Annotated in this window: 19 protein-coding genes and 1 pseudogene; 9 read left to right on the forward strand and 11 right to left on the reverse strand. The window is 73.8% G+C overall.

All coding sequences use genetic code 11. The features are described 5' to 3' along the window. Window positions 1-4: 4 nt before the first annotated feature. Window positions 5-481 carry an Lrp/AsnC family transcriptional regulator gene (locus ABZ490_RS30865; RefSeq protein ID WP_358997118.1) on the reverse strand — a complete coding sequence of 159 codons (477 nt, stop codon included), beginning with the start codon at window positions 479-481 and terminating at the stop codon, window positions 5-7. A gap of 86 nt (window positions 482-567) precedes the next feature. After that, window positions 568-1,704: a CapA family protein gene (locus ABZ490_RS30870; RefSeq protein ID WP_358997121.1), complete on the reverse strand. Its 1,137-nt coding sequence runs from the start codon at window positions 1,702-1,704 to the stop codon at window positions 568-570. A 110-nt stretch (window positions 1,705-1,814) separates the two neighbouring features. Here ABZ490_RS30870 and ABZ490_RS30875 point away from each other — a divergent pair, with 110 nt between their 5' ends. From ABZ490_RS30875 to ABZ490_RS30890, 4 genes are all read left to right on the forward strand, one after another. Then, window positions 1,815-2,519: an alpha/beta family hydrolase gene (locus tag ABZ490_RS30875; protein WP_358997124.1), complete on the forward strand. Its 705-nt coding sequence runs from the start codon at window positions 1,815-1,817 to the stop codon at window positions 2,517-2,519. Beyond that, the gene (locus ABZ490_RS30880; RefSeq protein ID WP_358997128.1) at window positions 2,506-3,156 is read left to right on the forward strand and encodes a phosphoribosyltransferase; all 651 of its coding nucleotides are present in this window, start codon (window positions 2,506-2,508) and stop codon (window positions 3,154-3,156) included. Before ABZ490_RS30875 ends, ABZ490_RS30880 begins: the two co-directional genes overlap by 14 nt. 187 nt (window positions 3,157-3,343) lie before the next feature. Continuing rightward, window positions 3,344-4,852, forward strand: coding sequence for an FUSC family protein (locus ABZ490_RS30885; protein WP_358997131.1), 1,509 nt, complete (start codon window positions 3,344-3,346; stop codon window positions 4,850-4,852). 83 nt (window positions 4,853-4,935) lie between these two features. Then, entirely contained in the window at window positions 4,936-5,982 is a 1,047-nt protein-coding gene (locus ABZ490_RS30890; RefSeq protein WP_358997134.1) for a lactonase family protein, read from the forward strand. Window positions 5,983-6,550: 568 nt separating this feature from the next. Here ABZ490_RS30890 and ABZ490_RS30895 read toward each other — a convergent pair. The 4 genes from ABZ490_RS30895 to ABZ490_RS30910 all read right to left on the reverse strand — a co-directional run bounded on the left by ABZ490_RS30895 (window position 6,551) and on the right by ABZ490_RS30910 (window position 10,589). Then, a complete protein-coding gene (locus ABZ490_RS30895) occupies window positions 6,551-7,474 on the reverse strand; it encodes a hypothetical protein (RefSeq protein WP_358997137.1) in 924 nt (307 codons plus the stop codon). Between the two features lie 226 nt (window positions 7,475-7,700). After that, window positions 7,701-8,690 (reverse strand): BadF/BadG/BcrA/BcrD ATPase family protein, encoded by a 990-nt coding sequence (locus ABZ490_RS30900; RefSeq protein ID WP_358997140.1) that lies wholly within the window; start codon window positions 8,688-8,690, stop codon window positions 7,701-7,703. Continuing rightward, the gene (locus ABZ490_RS30905; protein ID WP_358997143.1) at window positions 8,687-9,364 is read right to left on the reverse strand and encodes a uracil-DNA glycosylase; all 678 of its coding nucleotides are present in this window, start codon (window positions 9,362-9,364) and stop codon (window positions 8,687-8,689) included. Before ABZ490_RS30905 ends, ABZ490_RS30900 begins: the two co-directional genes overlap by 4 nt. Window positions 9,365-9,437: 73 nt before the next feature. Next, the gene (locus tag ABZ490_RS30910; protein WP_358997146.1) at window positions 9,438-10,589 is read right to left on the reverse strand and encodes a sialidase family protein; all 1,152 of its coding nucleotides are present in this window, start codon (window positions 10,587-10,589) and stop codon (window positions 9,438-9,440) included. 216 nt (window positions 10,590-10,805) lie between these two features. Here ABZ490_RS30910 and ABZ490_RS30915 point away from each other — a divergent pair, with 216 nt between their 5' ends. Next, window positions 10,806-11,393 (forward strand): hypothetical protein, encoded by a 588-nt coding sequence (locus ABZ490_RS30915; protein WP_358997149.1) that lies wholly within the window; start codon window positions 10,806-10,808, stop codon window positions 11,391-11,393. 20 nt (window positions 11,394-11,413) lie between these two features. Here the strand turns inward: ABZ490_RS30915 and ABZ490_RS30920 are convergent, their stop codons facing one another. Continuing rightward, window positions 11,414-13,312 carry a HEAT repeat domain-containing protein gene (locus ABZ490_RS30920; RefSeq protein ID WP_358997152.1) on the reverse strand — a complete coding sequence of 633 codons (1,899 nt, stop codon included), beginning with the start codon at window positions 13,310-13,312 and terminating at the stop codon, window positions 11,414-11,416. A gap of 106 nt (window positions 13,313-13,418) precedes the next feature. Further along, window positions 13,419-15,098, reverse strand: coding sequence for a DNA alkylation response protein (locus ABZ490_RS30925; RefSeq protein ID WP_358997155.1), 1,680 nt, complete (start codon window positions 15,096-15,098; stop codon window positions 13,419-13,421). 75 nt (window positions 15,099-15,173) lie between these two features. Here ABZ490_RS30925 and ABZ490_RS30930 point away from each other — a divergent pair, with 75 nt between their 5' ends. Continuing rightward, on the forward strand, window positions 15,174-15,926 hold the full coding sequence (locus ABZ490_RS30930) for a PaaX family transcriptional regulator C-terminal domain-containing protein (protein ID WP_358997158.1): 753 nt from the start codon (window positions 15,174-15,176) through the stop codon (window positions 15,924-15,926). Window positions 15,927-16,008: 82 nt separating this feature from the next. On the opposite strand, the gene ABZ490_RS30935 is transcribed toward ABZ490_RS30930, so the two are convergent. Both ABZ490_RS30935 and ABZ490_RS30940 read right to left on the reverse strand, forming a co-directional pair. Beyond that, window positions 16,009-16,812 carry a pectate lyase gene (locus tag ABZ490_RS30935; RefSeq protein WP_358997161.1) on the reverse strand — a complete coding sequence of 268 codons (804 nt, stop codon included), beginning with the start codon at window positions 16,810-16,812 and terminating at the stop codon, window positions 16,009-16,011. Window positions 16,813-16,880: 68 nt separating this feature from the next. Beyond that, the gene (locus tag ABZ490_RS30940) at window positions 16,881-17,858 is read right to left on the reverse strand and encodes a polysaccharide lyase family 1 protein (RefSeq protein WP_358997164.1); all 978 of its coding nucleotides are present in this window, start codon (window positions 17,856-17,858) and stop codon (window positions 16,881-16,883) included. 291 nt (window positions 17,859-18,149) lie between these two features. Here ABZ490_RS30940 and ABZ490_RS30945 point away from each other — a divergent pair, with 291 nt between their 5' ends. Further along, entirely contained in the window at window positions 18,150-19,451 is a 1,302-nt protein-coding gene (locus tag ABZ490_RS30945; RefSeq protein ID WP_358997167.1) for a PHB depolymerase family esterase, read from the forward strand. Between the two features lie 87 nt (window positions 19,452-19,538). Here ABZ490_RS30945 and ABZ490_RS30950 read toward each other — a convergent pair whose 3' ends face one another. Then, complete coding sequence (locus ABZ490_RS30950; protein ID WP_358997169.1) at window positions 19,539-20,234, reverse strand: AraC family transcriptional regulator; 696 nt, start codon at window positions 20,232-20,234, stop codon at window positions 19,539-19,541. A gap of 54 nt (window positions 20,235-20,288) precedes the next feature. Here ABZ490_RS30950 and ABZ490_RS30955 point away from each other — a divergent pair, with 54 nt between their 5' ends. After that, entirely contained in the window at window positions 20,289-21,092 is an 804-nt protein-coding gene (locus ABZ490_RS30955) for an NAD(P)H-binding protein (protein WP_358997172.1), read from the forward strand. 55 nt (window positions 21,093-21,147) lie between these two features. Then, window positions 21,148-21,675, forward strand: a pseudogene (locus tag ABZ490_RS30960) (integrase core domain-containing protein); the annotation flags it as partial. Window positions 21,676-21,766 lie beyond the last annotated feature (91 nt).

Genomic DNA, 21,766 nt, shown 5'->3' on the forward strand with positions numbered 1-21,766 from the left:
AGAGTCAGTTCCGGGCCGTGCGGCCGATCGACTCCACCAGCGGCAGCAGCCGGTACGGCACGCGCTCGCGCAGCGCGACCTCGGTCCGGGTGCGGACCACTCCGGGGAGGCTGATCAGCTTCTGGATCACGTCCTCCAGATGCGCGTTGTCCCGCGCCACCACCCGGGTGAGCAGATCCCCGCCGCCCGTGATCGAGAAGGCCTCGACGATCTCCGGTACCGCGGCCAGCGCGTCGCCCACGTCGTCGAGATGGCCCTGGGTGACCTCGATGTGCACGAACGCGAGCACCGGATGACCGAGAGCCGCAGGGGAGAGCGAGGGGCCGGTGCCGGTGATCACCCCGTCCCGCTCCAGCCGGTCCAGCCGGGCCTGGAGGGTGCCGCGGGCGACGCCGAGGATCCTCGCGTACTCCCGCACGCTGGTGCGCGGCTGTTCGAGCAGCAGCCGCAGGATGCGGGTGTCCAGCTCGTCGACGGCCATGGCGCCCGGCCTCCTCGTGCGGCACTGATCTTCGCCGAGTACGGCACCGATCTTCGCCGACTGTACCAACGGCCCGGCCGGACGGCTCACGAGCCCGCCGCCGGCCCGTGCGCGAGGGCCGGGTGCGCCACGGTGAGCGAGCCGTCCGGGGCCCCGGTGACCCGGACCCCCGGGCTGATCCGGTCCACGGTCGCCCGCAGCCAGGCCCGGTCCGCCGCGGGCGCCGGCTCCAGGCGCAGCCGGCGGGCCCGCAGCGGCACCATCCGCAGCCCCGCGAGCCGACCGGTGTCCGCGGCGAGCCGGACGAGGAACGCGATCCGCAGGTCGTCGCGGTACTCCGGGTGGCCGGAGATGCCCTCGTAGTCGTCGATGAAGTCCCCGCAGCCGTACAGCACGAGGTGACCGCGGTAGACCTCGACGGCGCGCGGATGGTGGGAGGAGTGCCCGTGGACCAGGTCGACACCGCCGTCGACCAGGGCATGCGCGAACCGGGTGTGGTCGCGGGGCACCCGGTACCCCCAGTTGGAGCCCCAGTGCACCGACACGACCACGAGATCCCCCGCGCGCCGCGTCCGCCGCACCTGACGGACCACCGCGGCGGCCGTGGCCGCCGACGCCTCGGGCAGAAAGGCGACCCCGGCCACGGTCGGGCTCGCCGCCCAGTCCGGCGGGATCCCGCCGGAGAGCGCCCCCAGCGCGAACACCAGCACCCGGCCGCCGCCCGGCACGGGCACCGCGGCGGGCGCGTAGGCCTCGTCCGGATCCTGCCCCGCCCCCGCCGCCCGCAGCCCCGCACCGGCCAGCGCGCCGAGCGTCTCCGCCAGACCGGGCCGCCCGAAGTCCAGCACATGGTTGTTGGCCAGCACACAGACGTCGGGCCGGACCACCGTCAGCGCCGCCAGGTTGGCCGGATGCATCCGGTAGTGGATCGCCTTGCCGGGCGCGAACGCGTCACAGCGCGTGACCGACGTCTCCAGGTTCACCACCCGCACGTCCGGGCCGCTCTCCTCCAGCACCCGCAGCGCCTCGCCCCACGGCCAGGAGGGACCCACGGGCGCCGGGACCGGTCCGTGCGCCGCCTCCGCGAGCCGCACGTACTCCCGCGCGTCCGTGACCCAGTCCTCCCGCAGCCGGGGACTGCCCGGATGCGCCAGGACCTGATCGACGCCGCGCCCGAGCATCACATCGCCGCACAGGAACAGCGTCACGACGCCGCCGTCCACGCCCCCACGGTAACCCCGCCCGACCGGTGCCATGCTGGATACACGGGACCCGTGCGGACGCCGGGGGAGGCACGCGCGACGCCGCCGCCGTCCCGGGGAAGAAGACGGTGATGATCTCCCAGCCGGTCCGGGTACCCGTCGACGGCGCGGCGCTCACGGGTGACCTCCTCGTACCGGAGCACGCCCGGGCCGTGGTGCTCTTCGCCCACGGCAGCGGGAGCTCCCGGCACAGCCCGCGCAACCGCAGGGTCGCCGCCGCACTGCGCACCGGAGGCCTCGGCACCCTGCTGATCGACCTGCTCACCGAGCCCGAGGAACGCGCCGACGCGTCGACGGGCGAGTACCGCTTCGCCATACCGCTGCTGGGCCGGCGCGTGGTCGCCGTCCTCGACTGGCTTGGCGCACGGCCCGACACCGGGGCGCTCCCCGTCGTCCTGTTCGGCGCCAGCACCGGCGCGGCGGCGGCGCTGACGGCCGCGGCCGAGCGGCCCGGCCGGGTGCTGACCGTGGTCTCCCGGGGCGGCCGGCCCGACCTGGCCGAGGCCGCCCTGGACGCCGTACGGGTGCCGGTGCTGCTGATCGTGGGCGGCCGGGACCCGGAGGTGCTGCGGCTCAACGAGGAGGCGGCCCCGCGGCTGCGAGGGCCGTGCACCCTCCACGTCGTCCCGGGAGCCACCCATCTGTTCGAGGAGCCCGGCGCGCTGGAGCAGGTCGCCGGGGTGGCCGAGCGGTGGTGCGCCGATCGGTTGCCGCCGCCGCGGCCGGCAGCAGGGGACCGCCGGGGCGGAAGGGGTGGTCGCCATGCAGTTCCCTGACCGCGCCCGGGCCGGACGCGTGCTCGCCGAGGTGCTGCGGGCCCGGCAGGAGAACGGGGAACTGCCCGACCCCGTCGTCCTCGCCCTGCCCCGGGGCGGTGTCGCCGTCGCCGAGGAGGTCGCCCGCGCCCTGGACGCGCCGCTCGACGTGCTCGTCGTACGGAAGATCGGCGCGCCGTTCCAGCCGGAACTCGGCGTCGGCGCGCTCGTCGGCGACGCCGAGCCGCTCTTCGACGAGGCCACCCTGCACGGACTCGGCCTCACCGAGCGTGACCTCGCCCCGGTGGTGGAGCGCGAGCGCGCCGAACTCCACCGCCGCGAGCTGCTCTACCGCGAGGGCCGTCCCGCCCCCGACCTGCGCGGACGCACCGCGATCGTGGTCGACGACGGTCTCGCCACCGGGGCCACGGCCCGCGCCGCCCTGCGCTCCCTGCGGCGCGAGGGGCCCCGGCGCACCGTCCTGGCCGTCCCGGTCGGCGCCCCGGAGGCGGTCGCCCTGCTGCGGTCCGAGGCGGACGACGTGATCTGCCTGCACCGGCCGACCGCCTTCATGGCCGTCGGCCTCTGGTACGACGACTTCGACCAGCTCACCGACGCCGACGTGCTGCGCGCCCTGCGCACGGCGGCCGACCGGTGAATCGGCGCCCCGATGGTCCGATGGCACCCCGTCGGCCGACGGAGGGAAGCCGCCACTGCGCCATTGGTCCAGCGAGAACGGAGCCTGTTGAACCATCTGCCGACCGGATGTTCCTATGGACGCGTCAATGGCGCTGCGGACCCCGCGGCGCCTTTTTCGTGCGGGCGTCCGACAGGGGTGGGAAACAGTGCTGAAGAGGGTGTTCACGGCTCCGGACCCGGGGCGGCTCCGGCTGCGCTTCGCCGCCCGGGCCGTCCTGGGCATCGGCCTGGCCGTCGTCGCGTGCGGTCTCGCCGGGCATGCGCTCCCCGGCATCGTCACCGGCGGCCTCGCGGCCCTGCTCGCCCTGTTCACCGTCACGGACGCCTCCGTGCGCGGCCAGGCGGTCACCACCGCGCTGCTGCCCGCCGTGGGCCTGCCCGTCCTCACCGCGGCGGCCGTCCTGCACGGCCACCCCGTGGCCCGTGACCTCACCTTCCTCGCCGTCATCGGCGCCGGCGTGTACGCCCGCCGCTGGGGGCCGCGCGGGCACAGCCTGGGCGTCTTCGCGTTCATGATGTTCTTCGTCGCGCAGTTCCTGCACGCGACGACCGGACAGCTCCCCGAGCTGTACGCCTCCCTCGCGCTGTCCCTGACGGCCGCCGCGGCGGTCCGCTTCGGGGCGTGGTGCTACGAACGCCGCACGCCCCCGGCACCGGTGCCCGCCCCGCCGGGCGGCCGCGGCCTGGCCCGGGTCACCACCCGCCAGGCCGTCCAGGCGACCGCCGGAGCGGGCTTCGCCCTCGTCCTCGGCCAGCTCGTCTCCGGGCAGCGCTGGTACTGGGCCGTCGGCGCCACCTGGTGGATCTTCGTCAACACCGCCTCGCGCGGCGAGACCCTGGTGCGCGGCTTCCGCCGGGTCCTCGGCACGGTGATCGGCATCGGACTCGGACTCCTGGTCGCGGTCCCCGTGCACGGCGCCCCGGCCCTCACCACCGCCCTGGTCGCCGTCTCGGTCTTCGGCATCTTCTACACGGCCGCCGTCTCCTACACCTGGATGATGCTCTGGGTGACCCTGCTCGCCGAACTGCTCTACGGCCTTCTCGGCGTCCTCGGCCCCGGGCTGCTGGCGCTCCGGCTTGCCGAGACGGGGGTGGGCGCGCTCGGCGCCGCGCTGGCCGTGCTGTTCGTCCTGCCGGTCACCACGCACACGATCACCGACGCCTGGATCCAGCGCGCCCTGCGCTGTGTCCACGCCTGCACCGCCGAGGCCGCCGCCCGTCTCGCGGGCGACCCGTTCGCCGACCCCGCCGGGCGGGCCGCCGAGCTGGAGCGGCTGCTCGGCCGGGTCCGGCTCGCCGTCGCGCCGCTCGTGCACCCGCTGAACCCGATGCTCGGCCGCAAGCGGCGCGCCCGCCGGGTGCTGGCCCTGCTGGACGCCTGCGCCCGCGAGAGCCGCGGTCTGGCCGCCGTCGCCGCCGACCCCGAGGCCTCGCACGACGCCCGGCTGGCCGCGGCCTGCTGGCGCGTCCAGGCGGCCGTGGAAGCCCTCACGGACGGCGAGAGCGCCGCGGCGGCCCCCGTGGAACGGCCCCCGGTCGCCGAGCCCGCCCTGGCCCACCTGCACGGCCTGGAGCACGCCCTGGCGGAACTGGCCCAGCCGTTGCGGACCCCGTCCGGATCGCCACTGGTCGGATCGCCACTGGTCGGGGCGTGACGTTTCGGCGCGGGTCTGGTCTAGACCTGCGCTGATCAACTGCTACCGTCACCCCGAACAGCAGCGACCGAGAGGGGACAGCGGTGGCAGACCTCGGCGGACGGACCCGGCGTGCGTTCATCGGCTCGTTCACGGCGGCCGGCGGGCCCGGCATCGTGACCGCCGCCGTGGACCCTGACAGCGGGGCGCTCACCGCCCTCAGCAGCCTCGACGCGCTGCCCGACCCCTCCTATCTGGCCCTGTCGCCCGACGGCGGCACGCTCTACGCGGTCAGCGAGACGGCCGAGGGCGCGGTGGCCGCGTACCGCGTCACCGGCGACCTGCCGGAGGCGGCCGGAGCGCCCGTGCCGGTCGGCGGCAGCGGGCCCACCCACCTCGGCCTGTTCGACGGGCACGTCCTGACCGCGAACTACGGCTCCGGCAGCGTCACCGCCGTCCCCGTCCGCGCGGACGGCGCCCTCGCCCGGACCGCATCCGGGGTCCTGCACCACACGGGCTCCGGCCCGCACACCCGCCGCCAGCAGGGGCCGCACGCCCACCAGGTGCAGGCCGACGCCAGCGGGCGCTGGGCGGTCAGCGTGGACCTCGGGACGGACTCGGTGCGGGTGTGCGCCCTGCGTGACGGCACGCCCGTCCTGCACCGCGAGCACGCCCTGCGCCCCGGCTCGGGGCCGCGCCACCTCGCCTTCCATCCCGACGGCTCGTACGCCTACGTCGTCAACGAACTCACCCCGACCGTCACGGTGTGCCGCTGGGACGCCCTCGACGGCTCCCTGAAGCCCCTGGCGGAGCTGCCGGTGCTGCCCGGCGCCCCCGACGGGGACGCCTACCCCTCGGGCATCGCCGTCGCGCCGGACGGCCGCTTCGTGTGGACCGCCACGCGGGGCGAGGACGTGCTGTCCGTGTTCGCCGTCGAGGGGGAGGGCGACGCGCTGCGGCCGGCCGGGACGGTGCCCTGCGGGGGCCACTGGCCGAGAGACCTGGCCGTCTCCGCCTGCGGCAGGGTCCTCTACGTCGCCAACGAGCGCTCCGGCGACGTCACGTGGTTCACCCTCGACCCCACCACGGGCCTGCCCCACCGCGCAGGCTCCCTGCCGCTGCCGGCCGCCTCCTGCGTGGTCCTGGGCTGACCCTGGGTTGCGTTCTGAGCGTGGCTCGCCCTCTTTGGTGCCGATGGCAGGGCGAAGGGGGGCGCCGCTCTCGTGCTTCTCCCGTGGCTCGGCCACCGGCCTGTGCGGGCGTGCAGGTTCGCTGCCGCTAGGGGCCGCCTTCGGCGTGGTCCTGGGTCCTGAGCGTCGCTCGCCCTCTTCGGTGCGGATGGCACGGCGAAGGGGGCGCCGCTCTCGTGGTTCACCCGTGGCTCGGTCACCGGCCTGTGCGGGCGTGCAGGTTCGCTGCCGCTAGGGGCCGCCTTCGGCGTGGCCCTGGGTCCTGACCGTCGCGCGCCCTCTTCGGTGCGGATGGCAGGGCGAAGGGGGTGCCGCTCTCGTGGTTCACCCGTGCCCCGGCCACCAGTCTGCGCGGACGTGCGGGTTCACTGCCGCTGCGGGCCGCCTCCTGCGTGGTCCTGGGTCGGCCCTCGGCCCTGCGCGCAGACTGCCCCCGGCACGGCGAAGGGCCCGCTCCTCTTGCGGAGCGGGCCCTTTCGCGTCGTGCGGCGTCCTTGACAGTCGTGCGGCGTCCTTGATGGCCGGTCGGTCAGCGGACCGGCGCGCCCTGCTGCTGCGGTGGGGCGATGCCCAGGGCGGTCGTGTACTTGGCCAGCGCGAGCTTGCCGATCGCCGGGTAGGCGCCGAGCGCCTCGGCGGCGGCGCAGTCCGCTTCCTTCGCGGCCTCCTCGACCAGCGCGGCGTCGATCTCCGGGCCGATCAGGTACGGCGCGAGCGCGAGCTGCTGGGAGCCGGAGGAGCGCAGCTGCTCGGCCACGGAGGCGATGGAGCCCTCCTGGTCGAGCGCGGCGGCCATCACCGGTACGGCGAGACGCGCGGCGAGCAGCATGCCGGTGATCCCGGCGGCCTGCACGGCCTCGTCGCCGCCCACGGAGGCCAGGATGATGCCGTCCGCGGCGGTCGCCACGGTGAACAGCCGGGCCCGGTCCGCGCGGGCCAGACCGGCCTCGGACAGCCGCACGTGCAGCGCCTCGGCGAGGAGCGGGTGCGGGCCGAGGACATCGGTCAGATCGGCGGCGACCCGGCTCTCCATCACGGCCTGGCGGACCTGGCGCAGCAGCGCGCTGTCGGGGCCGGCCAGCAGCGGCACGACGACGCCGACGGGGCCGTCCGGCTCCTTGACGTCGTGACCGGCGGCGCGGGCCTGCTCGTAGCGGGCGGTGCGCTCCTCGGCGGCGTGCGCGAGGACGGACTGGAGCGCGGGGAACTCGGCGTCGTCCCCGTCCAGGTAACCGATGCGGGCGTCGAGACCGGGGAGCTCGGAGCGGGCGATGCTCACGGTCTCCTCGGCGATGCCGCGGGTGGCAGCGCTCGGGGTGCCCGGCACCGCGAGAACGAGCGCGGGCGCGCCTTCGGGAGCCGCCAACGGCTCGGGTCGCCGGTGCCGCCCGGGCTGGCGGGGGCGCGGCATTCGTACGGGCAGGCCGGACGCGGGCCCAGTGGGGGAGCTCATGGCGCCGCATGTTACTTGTTTCCTGGGCTCCCCTGTTCGGGGAGGGTGCAGGTGAGCGGTATCCGTCCGGTTTTGTCTGATGAGTTACGTACGGATCAGAAGTGATCAGCGTGTTTTCCGGGCGACTTGCCCTCGAAGAGAGCAATCCCTCTTTTGGGTAACGCTGTACGACTTGTTCCGTACGTTTCATTCCGTACGTCCCCTACGCACCCGCCCGACCCCACGCCTACGTGCGACGCGTCACCGACAGGAGCAACCCGTCGACCGGCAGCGCGAGTCGGCCTTCGGCCAGATCGGCGGCGATCCGCACCCCGCCGTGCAGCGGATCCCCCTCGGCCTCCACCCGCCGCGCGTGCGGCAGCAGCCGGGCGACTTCCTCCGCCAGGGGTACGAGGAGGGGCTCACCCAGTCCCACCAGGCCCCCGGTGAGGGCGAACGGGGGGTTCCCGTCCGGCGGGCAGACCGCGGCGGCCGACTCGGCGATGTGCCCTGCCGCCGCCCGCAGGATGTCCGAGGCCACCGGGTCGTGCGCGGCGCACGCGGCCACGTCGGGCGCGAAGGAGGCGAGGACGGCCGCCCGGTCCGGCCGCGGGTAGAGCCGGCCCGGCAGCCCGGGCACCGGCCCGAACCGCTCCTCGGCGCGGGCCAGCAGCCGGGCCGAGCCGCCCGGTCGCCCGTCGTGGGCGCGCAGCGCGGCCTCCAGTCCCGCCCGTCCGATCCAGGCGCCGCCGCCGCAGTCGCCCAGCAGATGGCCCCAGCCGTCCGCCCGCTGCCAGCCCGTCAGATCCGTGCCGATCGCGATCAGACCGGTGCCGGCGGCGACCACGGCGCCCGGCCGCGCACCGAGCGCGCCGGTGTACGCGGTCACGGCGTCGGCGGCCAGCGCGGTCGTCCGGACGCCGAACGCGCGCGTGAGGGCGTCCGGGAGTTCGGCCCGCAGTCCGTCGCCCAGGGTGGCCAGTCCGGCCGCGCCCACGACGGCCGTGGTCAGTCCCGCGACCCCGGTCTCCGCTGTCAACGCCCGCACCATCGGCACCAGTCGGTCCATCAGATCCCCGGGATCGATGCCCCGCTCCCCGGTGCGCACCGGCACCGGCGAGGAACGCCCGGCCAGGGCACCTGCCCCGGCGGTGCCCACGGCCACCCGCAGACCCGAGCCGCCCGAGTCCACGGCGAGGATGCCGTGGCGGCGCTCCGGATCCGCGGGGACGGTCACGGCAGTTGCCAGTCCACCGGCTGACCTCCCTGCCGGACCAGCAGGTCGTTGGCCCGGCTGAACGGCCGCGAGCCGAAGAAGCCGCGGTCCGCCGACATGGGGGAGGGGTGCGCGGACTCCACCGAGGGCAGATCGCCCAGCAGCGGACGCAGATTGCGGGCGTCCCGGCCCCACAGGATGGACACCAGCGGCTTGCCGCGCGCCGCCAGCGCGCGTATCGCCTGCTCGGTGACCGCCTCCCAGCCCTTGTCGCGGTGTGCGCCGGGCTTGCGCGGGGCCGTGGTGAGCGCCCTGTTGAGCAGGAGCACGCCCTGCCGCGTCCACGGCGTCAGATCGCCGTTGGAGGGCTCGGGCAGGCCGAGGTCGGAGTTCATCTCCCGATAGATGTTGATCAGGCTGCCGGGCAGCGGGCGGACGTCCGGCGCGACCGAGAAGGACAGTCCCACCGCGTGCCCCGGCGTGGGGTAGGGATCCTGTCCGACGATCAGGACGCGAACGTCGTCGAAGGGCTGCTGGAAGGCCCGGAGAACGTTCTGTCCGGCCGGGAGGTAGGTGCGTCCCGCGGCGATCTCCGCGCGCAGGAAGTCGCCCATCCCGGCGATCTGTCCGGCCACCGGTTCCAGGGCCTTCGCCCAGCCCGGTTCGACGATTTCATGCAAGGGTCGTGGTGCCACGGGCGTCACCCTACTGCCGTACACACGGCGATGATCAACCGGTGGCCAACGCCCCATGATCCCCCCACCGGACTCATCCGATCACCGCGGCCCGCACACAGAGCACGTCGGGCAGATGGGACGCCAACTGCCGCCAGCTGTCGCCGTCGTCGGCCGAGGCGAACACCTCGCCGTTGCGGTTGCCGAAGTACACGCCCGCCGGATCCGCGTCGTCCGTGCACAGCGCGTCGCGCAGCACCGTGCCGTAGTGGTCCTCCTGCGGCAGGCCCGCCGTGAGCGGCTCCCAGCTTGCGCCCGCGTCCGCCGTACGGAACACCCGGCACCGGTGGCCGGCGGGGACCCGGTCCGCGTCGGCGTTGATCGGGAAGACGTACGCCGTGTCCCCGCGCGTGGGATGGGCGGCGGCCGCGAAGCCGAACGTGGAGGGCAGGCCCGCGCCGATGTCCGTCCAGTTCCGGCCGGTGTCGTCGCTGCGGTAGACCCCCCAGTGGTTCTGCAGATAGAGCCGGTCCGGGGTGGCCGCGTCCTGGGCGATCTTGTGCACGCACTGGCCGAACTCCGGGTGCGGATCCGGCAGGAACACCGCCGAGACACCGGAGTTGGAGGGCTCCCAGCTCGCCCCGCCGTCGGTGCTGCGGAAGACCCCGGCCGTGGACACCGCCACCGTCACCGCGTCGGGGTCGCGCCGGTCGGTCAGGACGGTGTGCAGGCCCTCCCCGCCGCCGCCCGGCACCCACTTCGAGCGCGTCGGATGCTCCCACAGCGGGCGGACCAGCTCGAAGGTCTCCCCGCGGTCCTCCGAGCGGTACAGCGCCGCCGGTTCCGTCCCCGCGTAGACCACGTCGGGCTCGGCCGCCGCCGGGTGCAGCTGCCACACCCGCTCCAGGGAGGCCTCCGTGTCCTGCGGGAACCTGACGGCGGGCGTGGCCGGTTCGGTCCAGGTCCGGCCGAGGTCGTCGGAGTGGAACACCGACGGGCCCCAGTGCGCGCTGTCACCGCCGGCCAGCAGCCTCGGCCGGTCGCCGCGCGTGTCGATGGCGACCGAATAGATCGCCTGTGCGTTGAAGTACGGGGATTCGTCGAACTCCCATGTGCTGCCGCGCCGGCGCCCGATGAACAGGCCCTTGCGCGTGCCCACGGCGAGCATCACCTCGGTCATGCCGCTCTCCTCCGATGTGTCCTCGACCTCGTTGTCCCGGACACCGGCCAGTCTGCACCCCGCCACTGACAGTCACCTCCGGACAGCCCGTCACCGCAGGTCACAGCGGTCGTGCCGGTCCAGGCCGGGGCTTCCTGACCCGGGTCGGACGGACGCCCGAGCGGGGCCCCGGGACGCGTGCGGTCCCCGGGACGAGGGACTAGCCCTGAGCATCCGGACCGCCTGCCCCGTATGGGAGGGCGGTCCAAGGATGTTCGTGCGCTCATGAGGAGGAAGCCTTCGATGGCGTTCCGTGGTCCGAAGGTGTGGCTGTGGCGCTGGCGGCGCAACCCGCTCAGGCGTCGCGCCGACGCGGTGGAGGCCTGGGTCGTGCTCGGTGCCTGGGCACTGACCGTCCTCGTCGGGGTCCTGGCGGGATGGGGGGCCGCCGGGTCCGTCGAACACGGGCTGGCCAGGGAGCGCGTCGAGTGGCGTCCCCTGGAGGCCCGGCTGACCGAACCGGCGCCGGGCAAGGCCGGCCGGCAGTCCGGCGCGGCCGGCGGCGACATGGTCTGGGCGAAGGTCTCCTGGACCGGCCCGGACGGCTCCGCGCACACCGGTCAGGTCAGAGTCGAGACCGGCAGCCCCGCCGGCACACCGGTCACCGTCTGGACGGACCGCCAAGGCCGCCTGGTCACCCAGCCCGCCACCCCCGCCCAGGCCCGGCTCCGCTCCGCCATGGTGGGCGGCCTGGCCGGTGTGGCCGCGGCGGCGCTGCCCTTCGCGGGCGGCCGGCTGCTGCGCGGACGTCTGGAACAGCGCCGCATCGAACAGTGGGACACCGACTGGGCCCGCTTCGACGCCCTCCGGGGCCGCCGCCCGATGAGCTGACCGGCAGCCGCCGCACGCTCCTACGCCGATCCGCTCACCACCTCCCGGCACAGCCGCAGCAGCTCCTCGTCCCTCGGGATGTCATGACTGCCGTGGCCGTCCGGGCGGGCGGTGTGCCGGCGGGGTGCGGCGAGCTCCGCCGCGGCGAGGTCCCGCAGGGGCGCCGCGCCGGGGCCGAGGGCTGCCAGACAGGCGGCGATGTCCACGCGCGTGTGCGGGTGCCCGGCCCAGGCGGCGCGCAGGAGCGCGGCGTCGCCCGGCTCCACCTCCCGGGTGACCCGGGCCACCGCACAGGCGGCGGCCGTCCGCTCCGGTCCGGGGCGCCCGGGGGCCGCCATGGCGCGCAGCACGGGGAGGGCCGCACGCGCGGCACCGCCGAGCCGCCCCAGACCGCGGGCGGCGCGCGCCCGGCACCGGGAGTCCCCGCGCGCCGCCTCCCGCAGCAGGACGGGCAGCACCGCCCCCGCGTCGCCCTCGATCGACCACAGGGCGTCCACCACGGCGAGCGCGTGCTCGCCCTCCTGGTACTCCGGTACGTCCTTCAGCAACCGCAGCAGCGACGGCACGGCCTCCCCGTCCCGTAACACCCCCACCGCCGCCACCAGGGGCAGCGCCCTCTCGGGCGCACCCGGCGGTGTCGCCGCGAGCGCCCGCCGCAGGGCCGGTGCCAGCGGGGCCGCGCGGGCACCCAGGTGGACGACGACGGAACCCAGGTCCCGGGGCGGGACGGGTTCCTCCGCCAGCCGGGCCAGCACCGGGACCGCGCGTGGATCCCCGGCCCGGGCCAGGGCCCGCAGCGGCGCCCCCAGCGCCGGCGCCTCGGGCGGCCACCGCCGCACCCACAGGTCGGGCCGTGCGACCACGCGCGCGTGGAGGCCGTCGGCGGCCGGGGCGGCCAGCGCGAACAGGGACTCCAGGACCGACACGGCGGTGTCGCACCACCGGTCCCGCTCCCCGTCCACCGTGCCCCGCAGGCCCTCGCCGATGAGCGCCACCGTCGCACGGTGATCGCCCCGCCACTCCCGGAACAGCGCGGCGCACAGCGGCAGCGCGGAGTACCGGTCGGCCGGGACCGGCCCCGTCAGCTGCCCGTGCAGCAGGGCGATCCGGTCGGTCAGCCGGTCGTCGAGCGCGGTGTGCAGCGTGCGCAGCAGCCGGGCGCCCTCCTCGTCGGAGGGGGCCAGCCGGCGCAGCCGGTCGGCCAGCGAGTACGCCGCCCCGTCCGCCGGTACGCGCGCGTGGCGGGCGCGATCCCCGGCGCGCTCCTCCAGGAGCCCCAGAACCGTGGGTACCAGGTCGGCCGGAAGCCGCCCGGGAGCGTGGGCGGCGAGCTGCCCCAGCGCGGCCAGCCGGGACCCCGGCCGGTACGGAGCGGCGCTCAGCCCGGCCAGCAGTTCCACCGCCTCGCCGCTCCCGCCGGAGCACCGGCGCGCGAACTCGCCGAGACACTCGACCAGCGAGATCACCAGCCGGTCCTCGCGTTCCACCGCGAGCCGCCGCCGCAACAGCCCCAGCACCCGCGCCGGTTCGTCCAGGAACCGTACGAGCGCTCCCGCCGCCGCGCGCCGCACCTCCGGGTCCGGATCCCCGGTCAGCCGGGCGAACACCTCGCCGCCCGCCCCCACGGCGGCGCCGGCCCCGGTCGTCGCCGTCCCGATGCTGACCAGCAACTCCACCAGCCCACCCCGCTCCGGTACGCGCTCGTCGGCGGCCAGCGCGAGCAGAAACGGAACACAGGCGAGCGTCGCGTCGTACACCCTGCCCTCGCCGTGCACCGCGTCGTACAGCCCGTCCAGCGCGCCGTGCCGTGTCCCGGGCTCCTCGGAGGCGAGCCCCCTGAGGAGTCCGGGCACGTCCTCCGCGCTGCCGTGGGCATGGCGCAGCGCCGCCCAGTCGACGCGGTCGATCCCCGTGAACACGGTGTCCTCCCCCGGACGGAGTGTCGGAAGTGCCAACCGGTCACGAGTCTGCACCACGTCACCGACAACGAAGCGGAATCCGGCGACAACTCACAGGTGAGGAAGCTCAGTTCATGGCGGGAAGTCCTGCGGGAAGGCTCCGCTCCAGGATCGCGCCGACATCGGCCCCGTCGGGAAGGGTGCCGAAGGCGTGGCCCCAGTCGCCGCCGAGCCGGGTCGCGCAGAACGCGTCCGCCACCGCGGGCGGGGCGTACCGGACCAGGAGGGAGGCCTGGAGGGTGAGGGCTATCCGCTCCACCAGCCGGCGGGCCCCGGACGGGGTCGCCGCGCCGAGGTCGGACCGCAGCCGCGCGACGGCCGCGTCCAGCCGGGCGTCCGCCCCGCGCGCCAGGGCGAGTTCACCGAACAGCGCCTCCGCGGTCCCCGGTTCGCGCGTCAACGCGCGCAGGACGTCCAGGGCGTTGACGTTCCCCGAGCCCTCCCAGATCGACAGCAGCGGTGCCTCGCGGTAGTGGCGGGGCATGCCGGAGTCCTCGACATAGCCGTTCCCGCCGAGGCACTCCAGCGCCTCGGCCGTGAAGGCCGGACCCCGTTTGGTCACCCAGTACTTGCCGACGGCGGTGGCGATCCGCCGGAAGGCCCGCTCGGACCTCTGACCTTCGTCCCCGCGCACCGCGCGGTCGGCCGCCCCGGCCAGCCGCAGCGTCAGCGTGGTCGCCGCCTCCGACTCCAGCGCCAGATCGGCCAGGACGTTCCGCATGAGCGGCTGGTCCAGCAGCCGGGCTCCGAAGGCGCTCCGGTGCCGTACGTGATGACCCGCCTCGACGAGCGTCTTGCGCATCAGCGCCGCCGACATCATCACGCAGTCCAGCCGGGTGCAGTTGACCATCTCGATGATGGTCTTCACCCCCTGCCCCTCCGGTCCCACCAGCCAGGCCACGGTCCCGTCGAACTCGGGCTCCGAGGACGCGTTGGAGCGGTTGCCCAGCTTGTCCTTCAGCCGCTGGATGCGGAACGTGTTGCGGGTGCCGTCCGGCAGCACGCGCGGCACCAGGAAGCAGGACAGCCCGCCCGGGGCCTGCGCCAGCACCAGGAACAGGTCGCACATCGGCGCCGACGTGAACCACTTGTGCCCGCGCAGGGTGTACACACCGGGCTCCGCCGTCGGCGAGGCCGCCGTGGTGTTCGTCCGGACGTCCGAGCCGCCCTGCTTCTCGGTCATCCCCATGCCGGCCAGCAGCCCGCGCTTCTGCGTCGGCACCCGCAGCCCCGGGTCGTACTCCCGGCTCGTCAGCAGCGGCTCGTACACCTTCGCCAGCTCCGGCTGGCGGCGCAGGGCGGGGACGGCCGCGTACGTCATCGACGTCGGGCAGCCGTGCCCGGCGTCGGTGTGCCCCCACACCAGCCCGCCCGCCGTCCGCGCGACATGCGCGCCGGGCCGCTCGTCCGCCCACGCCGCGCCCGCCTGGCCCTCGGCGACCGCCACCCGCATCAGCTCGTGCCAGCTCGGATGGAAGTCGACCTCGTCGACCCGGTGGCCGTACCGGTCGTGCGTGCGCAGCACCGGTTCGTGCCGGTTGGCCAGCTCGCTCCACTCCTGTGCCTCGGGGCCACCGGCCAGCAGCCCGAGCCGGCGCACCTCCGGCTCCGCCCAGCCGGCGCCCTCCCGCCGCAGCCCCTCCAGGAGGGCGGTGTCGTCGGAGGCGTCGTAGGGGGACAGCGGCGGCGGCTGATTGGCCACGTCGTGCGTGGCGTACGGCGGGTTCTGCGGGAGTGTCGAGGTCATACGGCCATGTTGCACTTTCCCTTCGGTTGCATCAATAGCGCAACATCATGCGCGCGGGACGTACAGTACGTGTCCATGCGGATGAACGTCTCGGCGGAACCCGGAGGGGTCGATCTGCGCCCGCTGTCGGCCCGGTCGGTGGTGCTGAGCCTGCTGCTGGGCGCGCACCCGCCCGAGCTGCCCGCGCGGGACCTGGTGCGCGGCGTGGAGCCCTTCGGGGTGGGCGGATCGACCGTGCGGGCCGCGCTCAGCAGGATGGTGGCCGCAGGCGATCTGCGGCGCACGGACACGGTCTACCGGCTCAGCGACCGGCTGCTGGAGCGCCGGCGCCGACAGGACGACGCCGTCAGTCCCGACACGCGCGCGTGGGAGGGCGACTGGGAGATGGCCGTGATCACCGCGACCGGCCGGGGCCCCGCCGAACGCGCCGACCTGCGCACCCGGTTGACCGCCCTCCGGCTCGCCGAACTCCGCGAGGGCGTCTGGCTGCGCCCCGCCAACCTGGGCCGGCCCTGGCCCGGGGACCTCGACCAGGTCCTTGAGCGCCTCACCACCCGCCCGGCGTCCCCCGCCTCCGAGCTGGCCGCGAGCCTGTGGCCGCTCGACGCCTGGGCGGGCACGGCGAGGGCTCTGCTCGCCCATGTGGAGCGCTCACCCGGGCCGGCCGACCTCTTCACGGCCCTGGCCGCCGTCGTACGGCATCTGCTGGCCGACCCGGTGCTGCCGCCCGCGCTGCTGCCCGCCGACTGGCCGGGCCCGGCGCTGCGGACCGCCTACGAGCACCACCGCCGCACGCTCGCCGGGATCGCCCTCGGCGCCCGGGCATAGGAGCGGCGGCCGTGCGAAGCGCCGTGCGGGGACGCTTCGTACGGCCGCCTTCACCGTGGGGGGACGAGGGTGTGCGGGCGGGCTACTGGTAGGTGAGGTCGGCCGCCGTGTAGTTGCAGTACGTGCCGTCGGCGCTGGTGCCGTTGGTGGTCGGCTCCGCGCCCGTGTTGTTCCCGATGTACTTCTGGCAGGGGATGATCTTCTTGCTGCTGTCGCCCACCACCGTGATGGCGCGCAGCGCCACGCTGTCGCCGTAGTTGGTGTTGATGCCGGCGATCCGGCCGCCCGGGTAGGTGACCTCGATGGTGTTCAGGATGATCGTCCGCTTGTACTGCGTCTTGCAGTTGCCGCAGGACCGGACGAAGGTGCCGAAGTTCTGCACGGCGAACTTCGAGACGACCAGTTTGCCCGCGCCGTTGAACTGGAACACCTTGTCGCTGGCGGCCTTCGCGCCCCCGCCGTAGACGGTGTAGACGCTCGACGAGGAGGTGCCCTTGAAGGTGGCGGCGTCCTCGCCGACGTCCTCCCACCACACGTTCTGGAGCGTGCAGCTGCCCTTGCAGTGGACGCCGTCGGCGGCCGGGGCGCCGATGATGACGTTCTTGAGCACGGCGCCGTCGGCCAGCTCCAGGATCGGTCCCTGGTCCTCGTCCTGGCTGCCGCTGCCCAGGTCGCCGGTGCCGTAGAGACGGAGGTACCCGTAGTCCTTGGTCCCGGACACGGAGATGGTGGAGGAGACGGCCTGGCTGCCGGTCGCGGTGGGCCAGGTGGCGGCGTTCGCGGGCGCGGAGCCCAATGTCGTGATCATGCCAAGCGAGAGGCCGAGGGCGGCCAGTGCGCCGGTCAGCGCGCGCACGAAGGCGCGTGGACGTGCCGAAGAAGTCATGTCCCGAATTCCTTCTTCCTGGTCGGAGGGCTGGTCGGAGGGCTGGTGGGAGGGCTGGTCGGGGGTGGTCAGAGCTTTCCGGCGCCCGCGCCGGACGTCACCGAGGCGACGACGGCCGAGGCGGGCTCGGCGGTGTAGCTGTAGGGCGGCGTGGTGAAGGTCCCCACCTGTGACACCTCGGTCGCGGCTCCGCCGAGGTCGTTGCCGGTGAGGTTGGCGTAGCCGTCCACGTCGCTGTCCCGGCTGGTGGTCACGGCGACCGGGGTCGAGCGGAACACGTTGTTCTCGACCAGCATCTGGGCGCCCATGCGGGAATGGACGGCCGTCTCGGCGCCGACGACGTAGTTGTCGTAGAAGTGCCCGGTGCCGAACCGCAGACTGGGGATGCGCGAGTAGACGTTGCTGAACAGGTTGTGGTGGTACGTCACCCTCAAGTGCCCGGTGTCCTCGCTCGCGTTGTTGTCGCTGTGTCCGACGAGCGAGCCCTTGAAGTGGTCCTTGAAGGTGTTCCAGGACACCGTCACGTAGTCCGAGGCGTGGTTGATGTCCAGCAGGCCGTCGTAGTAGTCCTTGTCGTGATCACGGTCCGCCGAGAAGGAGTTGTGGTCGATCCACACCTTCGTCGAGGCCTGGACCTCGATGCCGTCGGCCGGTTTCAGCGGCTTGCTGATGTTCAGATTGCGGACGACGACGTTCGTCACCTTCTTCAGCCGCAGCCCGCCGCCGGTGAACCCGGACGACGAACCGACGCCCAGGACGGTCGTGTTGGAGCCGATGTCGACCTGACCGCTCAGCGAGATCAGGCCGTTGACCCTCACGACCTTCGCGGTGCCGCCGGTCACCGCCGCCTTGAAGGCGTCCAGTGTCGAGACGGTGACCGCCGTGGCGCTCCCGCCGCCGGTCGTCCCGGCGCCGAACCCGACCGGCGAGGTGTCGGCCGCACCGGCCGGCTGGGGGAGGGCGAGCACCGCCGTCGTGGCGAGAGCGGCGGCGGCCGCCACGAGAGCGGACCTTTGCGCCTGTGTACGTGGGGGATCCGTGCGCATGCGGATGCGTCCCTTCGGAAGGGTGGGGAGAACGCATTCATGATTGATGTTCTTGTATCTGAACAACACAATGCCGGTAGTGCGACCTTTTGGGGATCTTGCGGAGTGGCTCGGTCACACTGCTGAACGGAACGTAGAGGGCAAGCGCTTTCTAGTCAACGCTTTGCGCAGAACGCGCCGCCGTACGCGAATGCCGTGGGAGCGCTTCCATGGCAAGCGTGTGCATGCCACCATGCGAGACGGACTCCACGTACGACGTCCCCCGAGCCCCCACCAGAAAGGGACAAGCACGTGACCGACTTCTTACGGAGAGCGCTGCGCTCCCTGGGGGGAGCCCTCGCCCTCCTGCTCGCCGCGGCCCTGCTCACCGCCCCCGCCGCCGCGGCCCGCCCGCAGGCCGCGGCACCCGTCCCGACCGCCACCCTCACCGAGGTCACCGACTTCGGCACCAACCCCAGCGGTCTGCGGATGTACGTCTACGTGCCGGCGAGCGTCACCGCGCACCCGGCCGTCCTGGTCGCCGTGCACTGGTGCACCGGCTCCGGCCCCGACATGTACAACGGCACCGAGTACGACACGCTGGCCGATCAGTACGGGTACATCGTGGTCTACCCGTCGGTCACCCGCAGCAGCAAGTGCTTCGACGTCTCCTCGCCCCAGGCCCTCAAGCGCGGCGGCGGCAGCGATCCCGTCGGCATCAAGTCCATGGTCGACTGGGTCACCGCGAACTACGCCGCCGACACGAGCCGCGTCTACGCCACCGGCATCTCCTCCGGCGCGATGATGACCAACGTCCTGCTCGGCGACTACCCGGACGTCTTCGCGGCGGGCGCCGCCTTCTCCGGCGTCCCCTTCGGCTGCTTCGCCACCACCGACGGCTCCGAGTGGAACAGCGCCTGCTCCGGCGGCACGGTGATCCGCACCGCGCAGGAGTGGGGCGACCTCGCCCGCGCCGCCTACCCCGGGTACACCGGCACCCGGCCCCGGATGCAGCTCTGGCACGGCACCGAGGACGATGTCCTGCGCTACCCCAACTTCGGGGAGGAGATCAAGCAGTGGACGAACGTGCGGGGCATCGGGCAGACCCCGGCCGCCACGGACGCACCGCAGTCCGGCTGGACCCGCACCCGCTACGGCGGCACCGGTGACCAGGCCCCGGTGGAGGCGATCAGCCTCCAGGGCATCGGCCACAACCTGTACACCTACGGCATGGCGGCCCGCGCGCTCACGTTCTTCGGCCTCGACAGCGGCGGACCGGCGCCCCAGCCCCAGCCCGGCGGCTGCAAGGTGACCGTCACGACCAACGCCTGGAACACCGGGCTGACCGCCTCGGTGACCGTCACCAACACCGGCACCACCACGGTCAACGGCTGGCAGCTCGCCTTCACCCTGCCCTCCGGCCAGACCATCACCAACGGCTGGGGCGCCACGTACACCCCGGCCTCCGGGGCGGTGACGGCGACGAACGCGTCGTACAACGCCACCATCGCCCCGAACGCGAGCGTCGGCATCGGCTACCAGGCGAACCACACGGGCAACAGCGCGGCACCGGGCGCCTACACCCTCAACGGGGCCGCCTGCACGGTGGGTTGAGCCTCGGACGGTCCACCCTGGGTGAACCCGGCTCTCCGTGCGGGACGGCCGTCCCGCACGGAGAGCCCTCACCGGGGGACCGGAACCTCAAGCGGTGCACGGAGTTGCGGCGGGACGCCGACCGGCAGTGAACGCGGCCGGCGGGACACCCATGAAGTGGCGGAACTCGGCCGTCATGTGGGACTGGTCGTAGTAACCCGCCGTCGCAGCGATGTCCGACCACCGGCCGACATCGGCCGCGAGCACGGTGCGAACGCGGTCGATGCGTGCGAAGTGCTTGGGGGACAAGCCGGTGCCGTCGGTGAACAGGGTGTGCAGGCGGCGCTCACTGATGTGCAACCGGGCCGCGGTCGTGGCGACAGTGGCGCCGACCAGGAGGTGTGCCGCTTCTTCGAGCCGCTCCGGGGGCTCCGGGCGGTGGGCCAATGCTTTTTCGAGAGCGGCGATCGGGTCGGCGGCGAGCTGGTCGACGTCCAGGCCCGGTAGTTCCCGGAGCGGCAGGGCCCGATCGGCGAGATCACGCAGCGGACGGCCGAGCAGGGCCTGGGCACGACCCGGCCGCATGCGAACCCGCACGCACGAGTGGCCGGGCGCGCCGACGTGATAGGCGGCCCGGGTGCGGGGGCCCATGACGATCAGCTCACGCTTGTCGATGCGCAGGAGAAGTGTGGTGGCGTGATCGGGCACGTCGACCGCCGCCGAACGCGTCGCCGTGGCGACATCGATCCCGGCCACCCAACGCAGAAGGGCAGGCGGCATTTCGAGCGAGCTCACGTGGTCCACGATAGTGCCGAAACTTCCTATCACGCGGCGTGAGAGCGCTGTCATCGTCGGGGCATGATCCTTGTTACCGGTGCCACCGGCACCATCGGTAGTCATGTCGTCCGTCTGCTCACCGAGCGGGGTGTGCCGTTCCGGGCGATGTCCCGCCGCCGGCTGCACGGAGGGGTGCGGGCCGACTTCGACGACCCGGCGTCGCTGGCGCGCGCGGTGGCCGACGTCGACACGGTCTTCCTCGTCACCGTGCCCCCCGTGCCGACCGCGGACCACGACATCGCCCTGGTCACAGCCGCGCGGGCGGCGGGCGTCCGTAAGATCGTCAAGCTGTCGGCCATCGGCAGCGGCGAGCGGTTCGACGGGGCGATCGTCGGCGCGTGGCACCTTGCCGCAGAGGAGGCGATCGAGGCCAGTGGGCTCGTGTGGACGATGCTTCGCCCGCCGAGCTTCGCCTCGAACTTCCTGTGGTACCGGGCGCTGATCCAGGCCGGCGAGACGATCCCGAACCTTGTCGGCGCCTCCCGGCAGGCCGTCGTCGACCCGAGGGACGTGGCAGCGGTCGCCGTCGCCGCCATGACCAGCGACGCGCACGACGGGCGGCGGTACGACCTGACCGGGCCAGAGCTGCTGACATTCGCAGATCAGGCGGCGATTCTGGAGCGCGTGCTGGAACGGCCGGTCAAGATCACCGATACACATGCGCTCGACCGGTTGCCGACCGAGATGATCACTGGCATCGGCTGGGCGCGCGCCGGCGGTGCCGCCTACGTCACCGGCCACGTGCCGCGAGTGCTCGGCCGACCGGCGGGGACGTTCGAGCAGTGGGTCCGCGACCACCGGGAGGCATTCGCAGCAATGCCGTGACCCACCGCCGCCGACGACGCCAGGCTCGCGTAGCTCAAGGGATACAGGAATTCTCCTCGGCCGGATCCCCGGCGGGGGCGGCCACAAGGTGCTGGGCCGCCAAGCAGGCCGCCCCCGCCGTGCCGGCATGGGCTTCGACTACGTCCACTCCGCCGTCGACGACCACACCCGCCTGGCCCACAGCGAGATCCACGGCGACGAGAAGGCCACCACCTGCGCCGCTTTCCTCCGCCGGGCCGCAGCCTTCTTCACCACCTGCGGCATCGACCGCATCGAGCGGGTCCTGACCGACAACGCCTGGCCCTACCGCAAGAGCTTCGCCTGGCAGCAGGCACTCGCCGACCTCGGCGCGACCGGCAGACTCACCCGCGCCTACCGGCCCCAGACCAACGGCAAGGTCGAACGCTTCAACCGCACCCTCCCGGACGTATGGGCCTACGTCCGGCCCTGCACCAGCAACACCGAACGCACCGCAGCCCTGGCAGACTTCCTGCACACCCACAACCACCACCGCTGCCACACCGCACTCGCAGGAAAGCCACCCGTCAGCCGTGTGAACAACCCTGCGGGTCAATACACCTAGTGACCTGGTTTTGAGATCCTGTCGCAGTAGCGGCAGATGCGGTCGAGGATCTGGTCGGCGGTTTTGGTCCACTTGAAGGGCCTGGCGTCCT

The sequence above is a fragment of the Streptomyces sp. NPDC005811 genome, from assembly GCF_040630405.1.
Lineage (GTDB): Bacteria > Actinomycetota > Actinomycetes > Streptomycetales > Streptomycetaceae > Streptomyces.

Coding starts and splice junctions, on each gene's coding strand:
- ABZ490_RS30865 (WP_358997118.1), bottom strand. CDS start 481: ATGGCCGTCGACGAGCTGGACACCCGCATCCTGCGGCTGCTGCTCGAA.
- ABZ490_RS30875 (WP_358997124.1), top strand. CDS start 1,815: ATGATCTCCCAGCCGGTCCGGGTACCCGTCGACGGCGCGGCGCTCACG.
- ABZ490_RS30880 (WP_358997128.1), top strand. CDS start 2,506: ATGCAGTTCCCTGACCGCGCCCGGGCCGGACGCGTGCTCGCCGAGGTG.
- ABZ490_RS30895 (WP_358997137.1), bottom strand. CDS start 7,474: ATGAGCTCCCCCACTGGGCCCGCGTCCGGCCTGCCCGTACGAATGCCG.
- ABZ490_RS30915 (WP_358997149.1), top strand. CDS start 10,806: ATGGCGTTCCGTGGTCCGAAGGTGTGGCTGTGGCGCTGGCGGCGCAAC.
- ABZ490_RS30925 (WP_358997155.1), bottom strand. CDS start 15,098: ATGACCTCGACACTCCCGCAGAACCCGCCGTACGCCACGCACGACGTG.
- ABZ490_RS30930 (WP_358997158.1), top strand. CDS start 15,174: ATGCGGATGAACGTCTCGGCGGAACCCGGAGGGGTCGATCTGCGCCCG.
- ABZ490_RS30935 (WP_358997161.1), bottom strand. CDS start 16,812: ATGACTTCTTCGGCACGTCCACGCGCCTTCGTGCGCGCGCTGACCGGC.
- ABZ490_RS30940 (WP_358997164.1), bottom strand. CDS start 17,858: ATGCGCACGGATCCCCCACGTACACAGGCGCAAAGGTCCGCTCTCGTG.
- ABZ490_RS30955 (WP_358997172.1), top strand. CDS start 20,289: ATGATCCTTGTTACCGGTGCCACCGGCACCATCGGTAGTCATGTCGTC.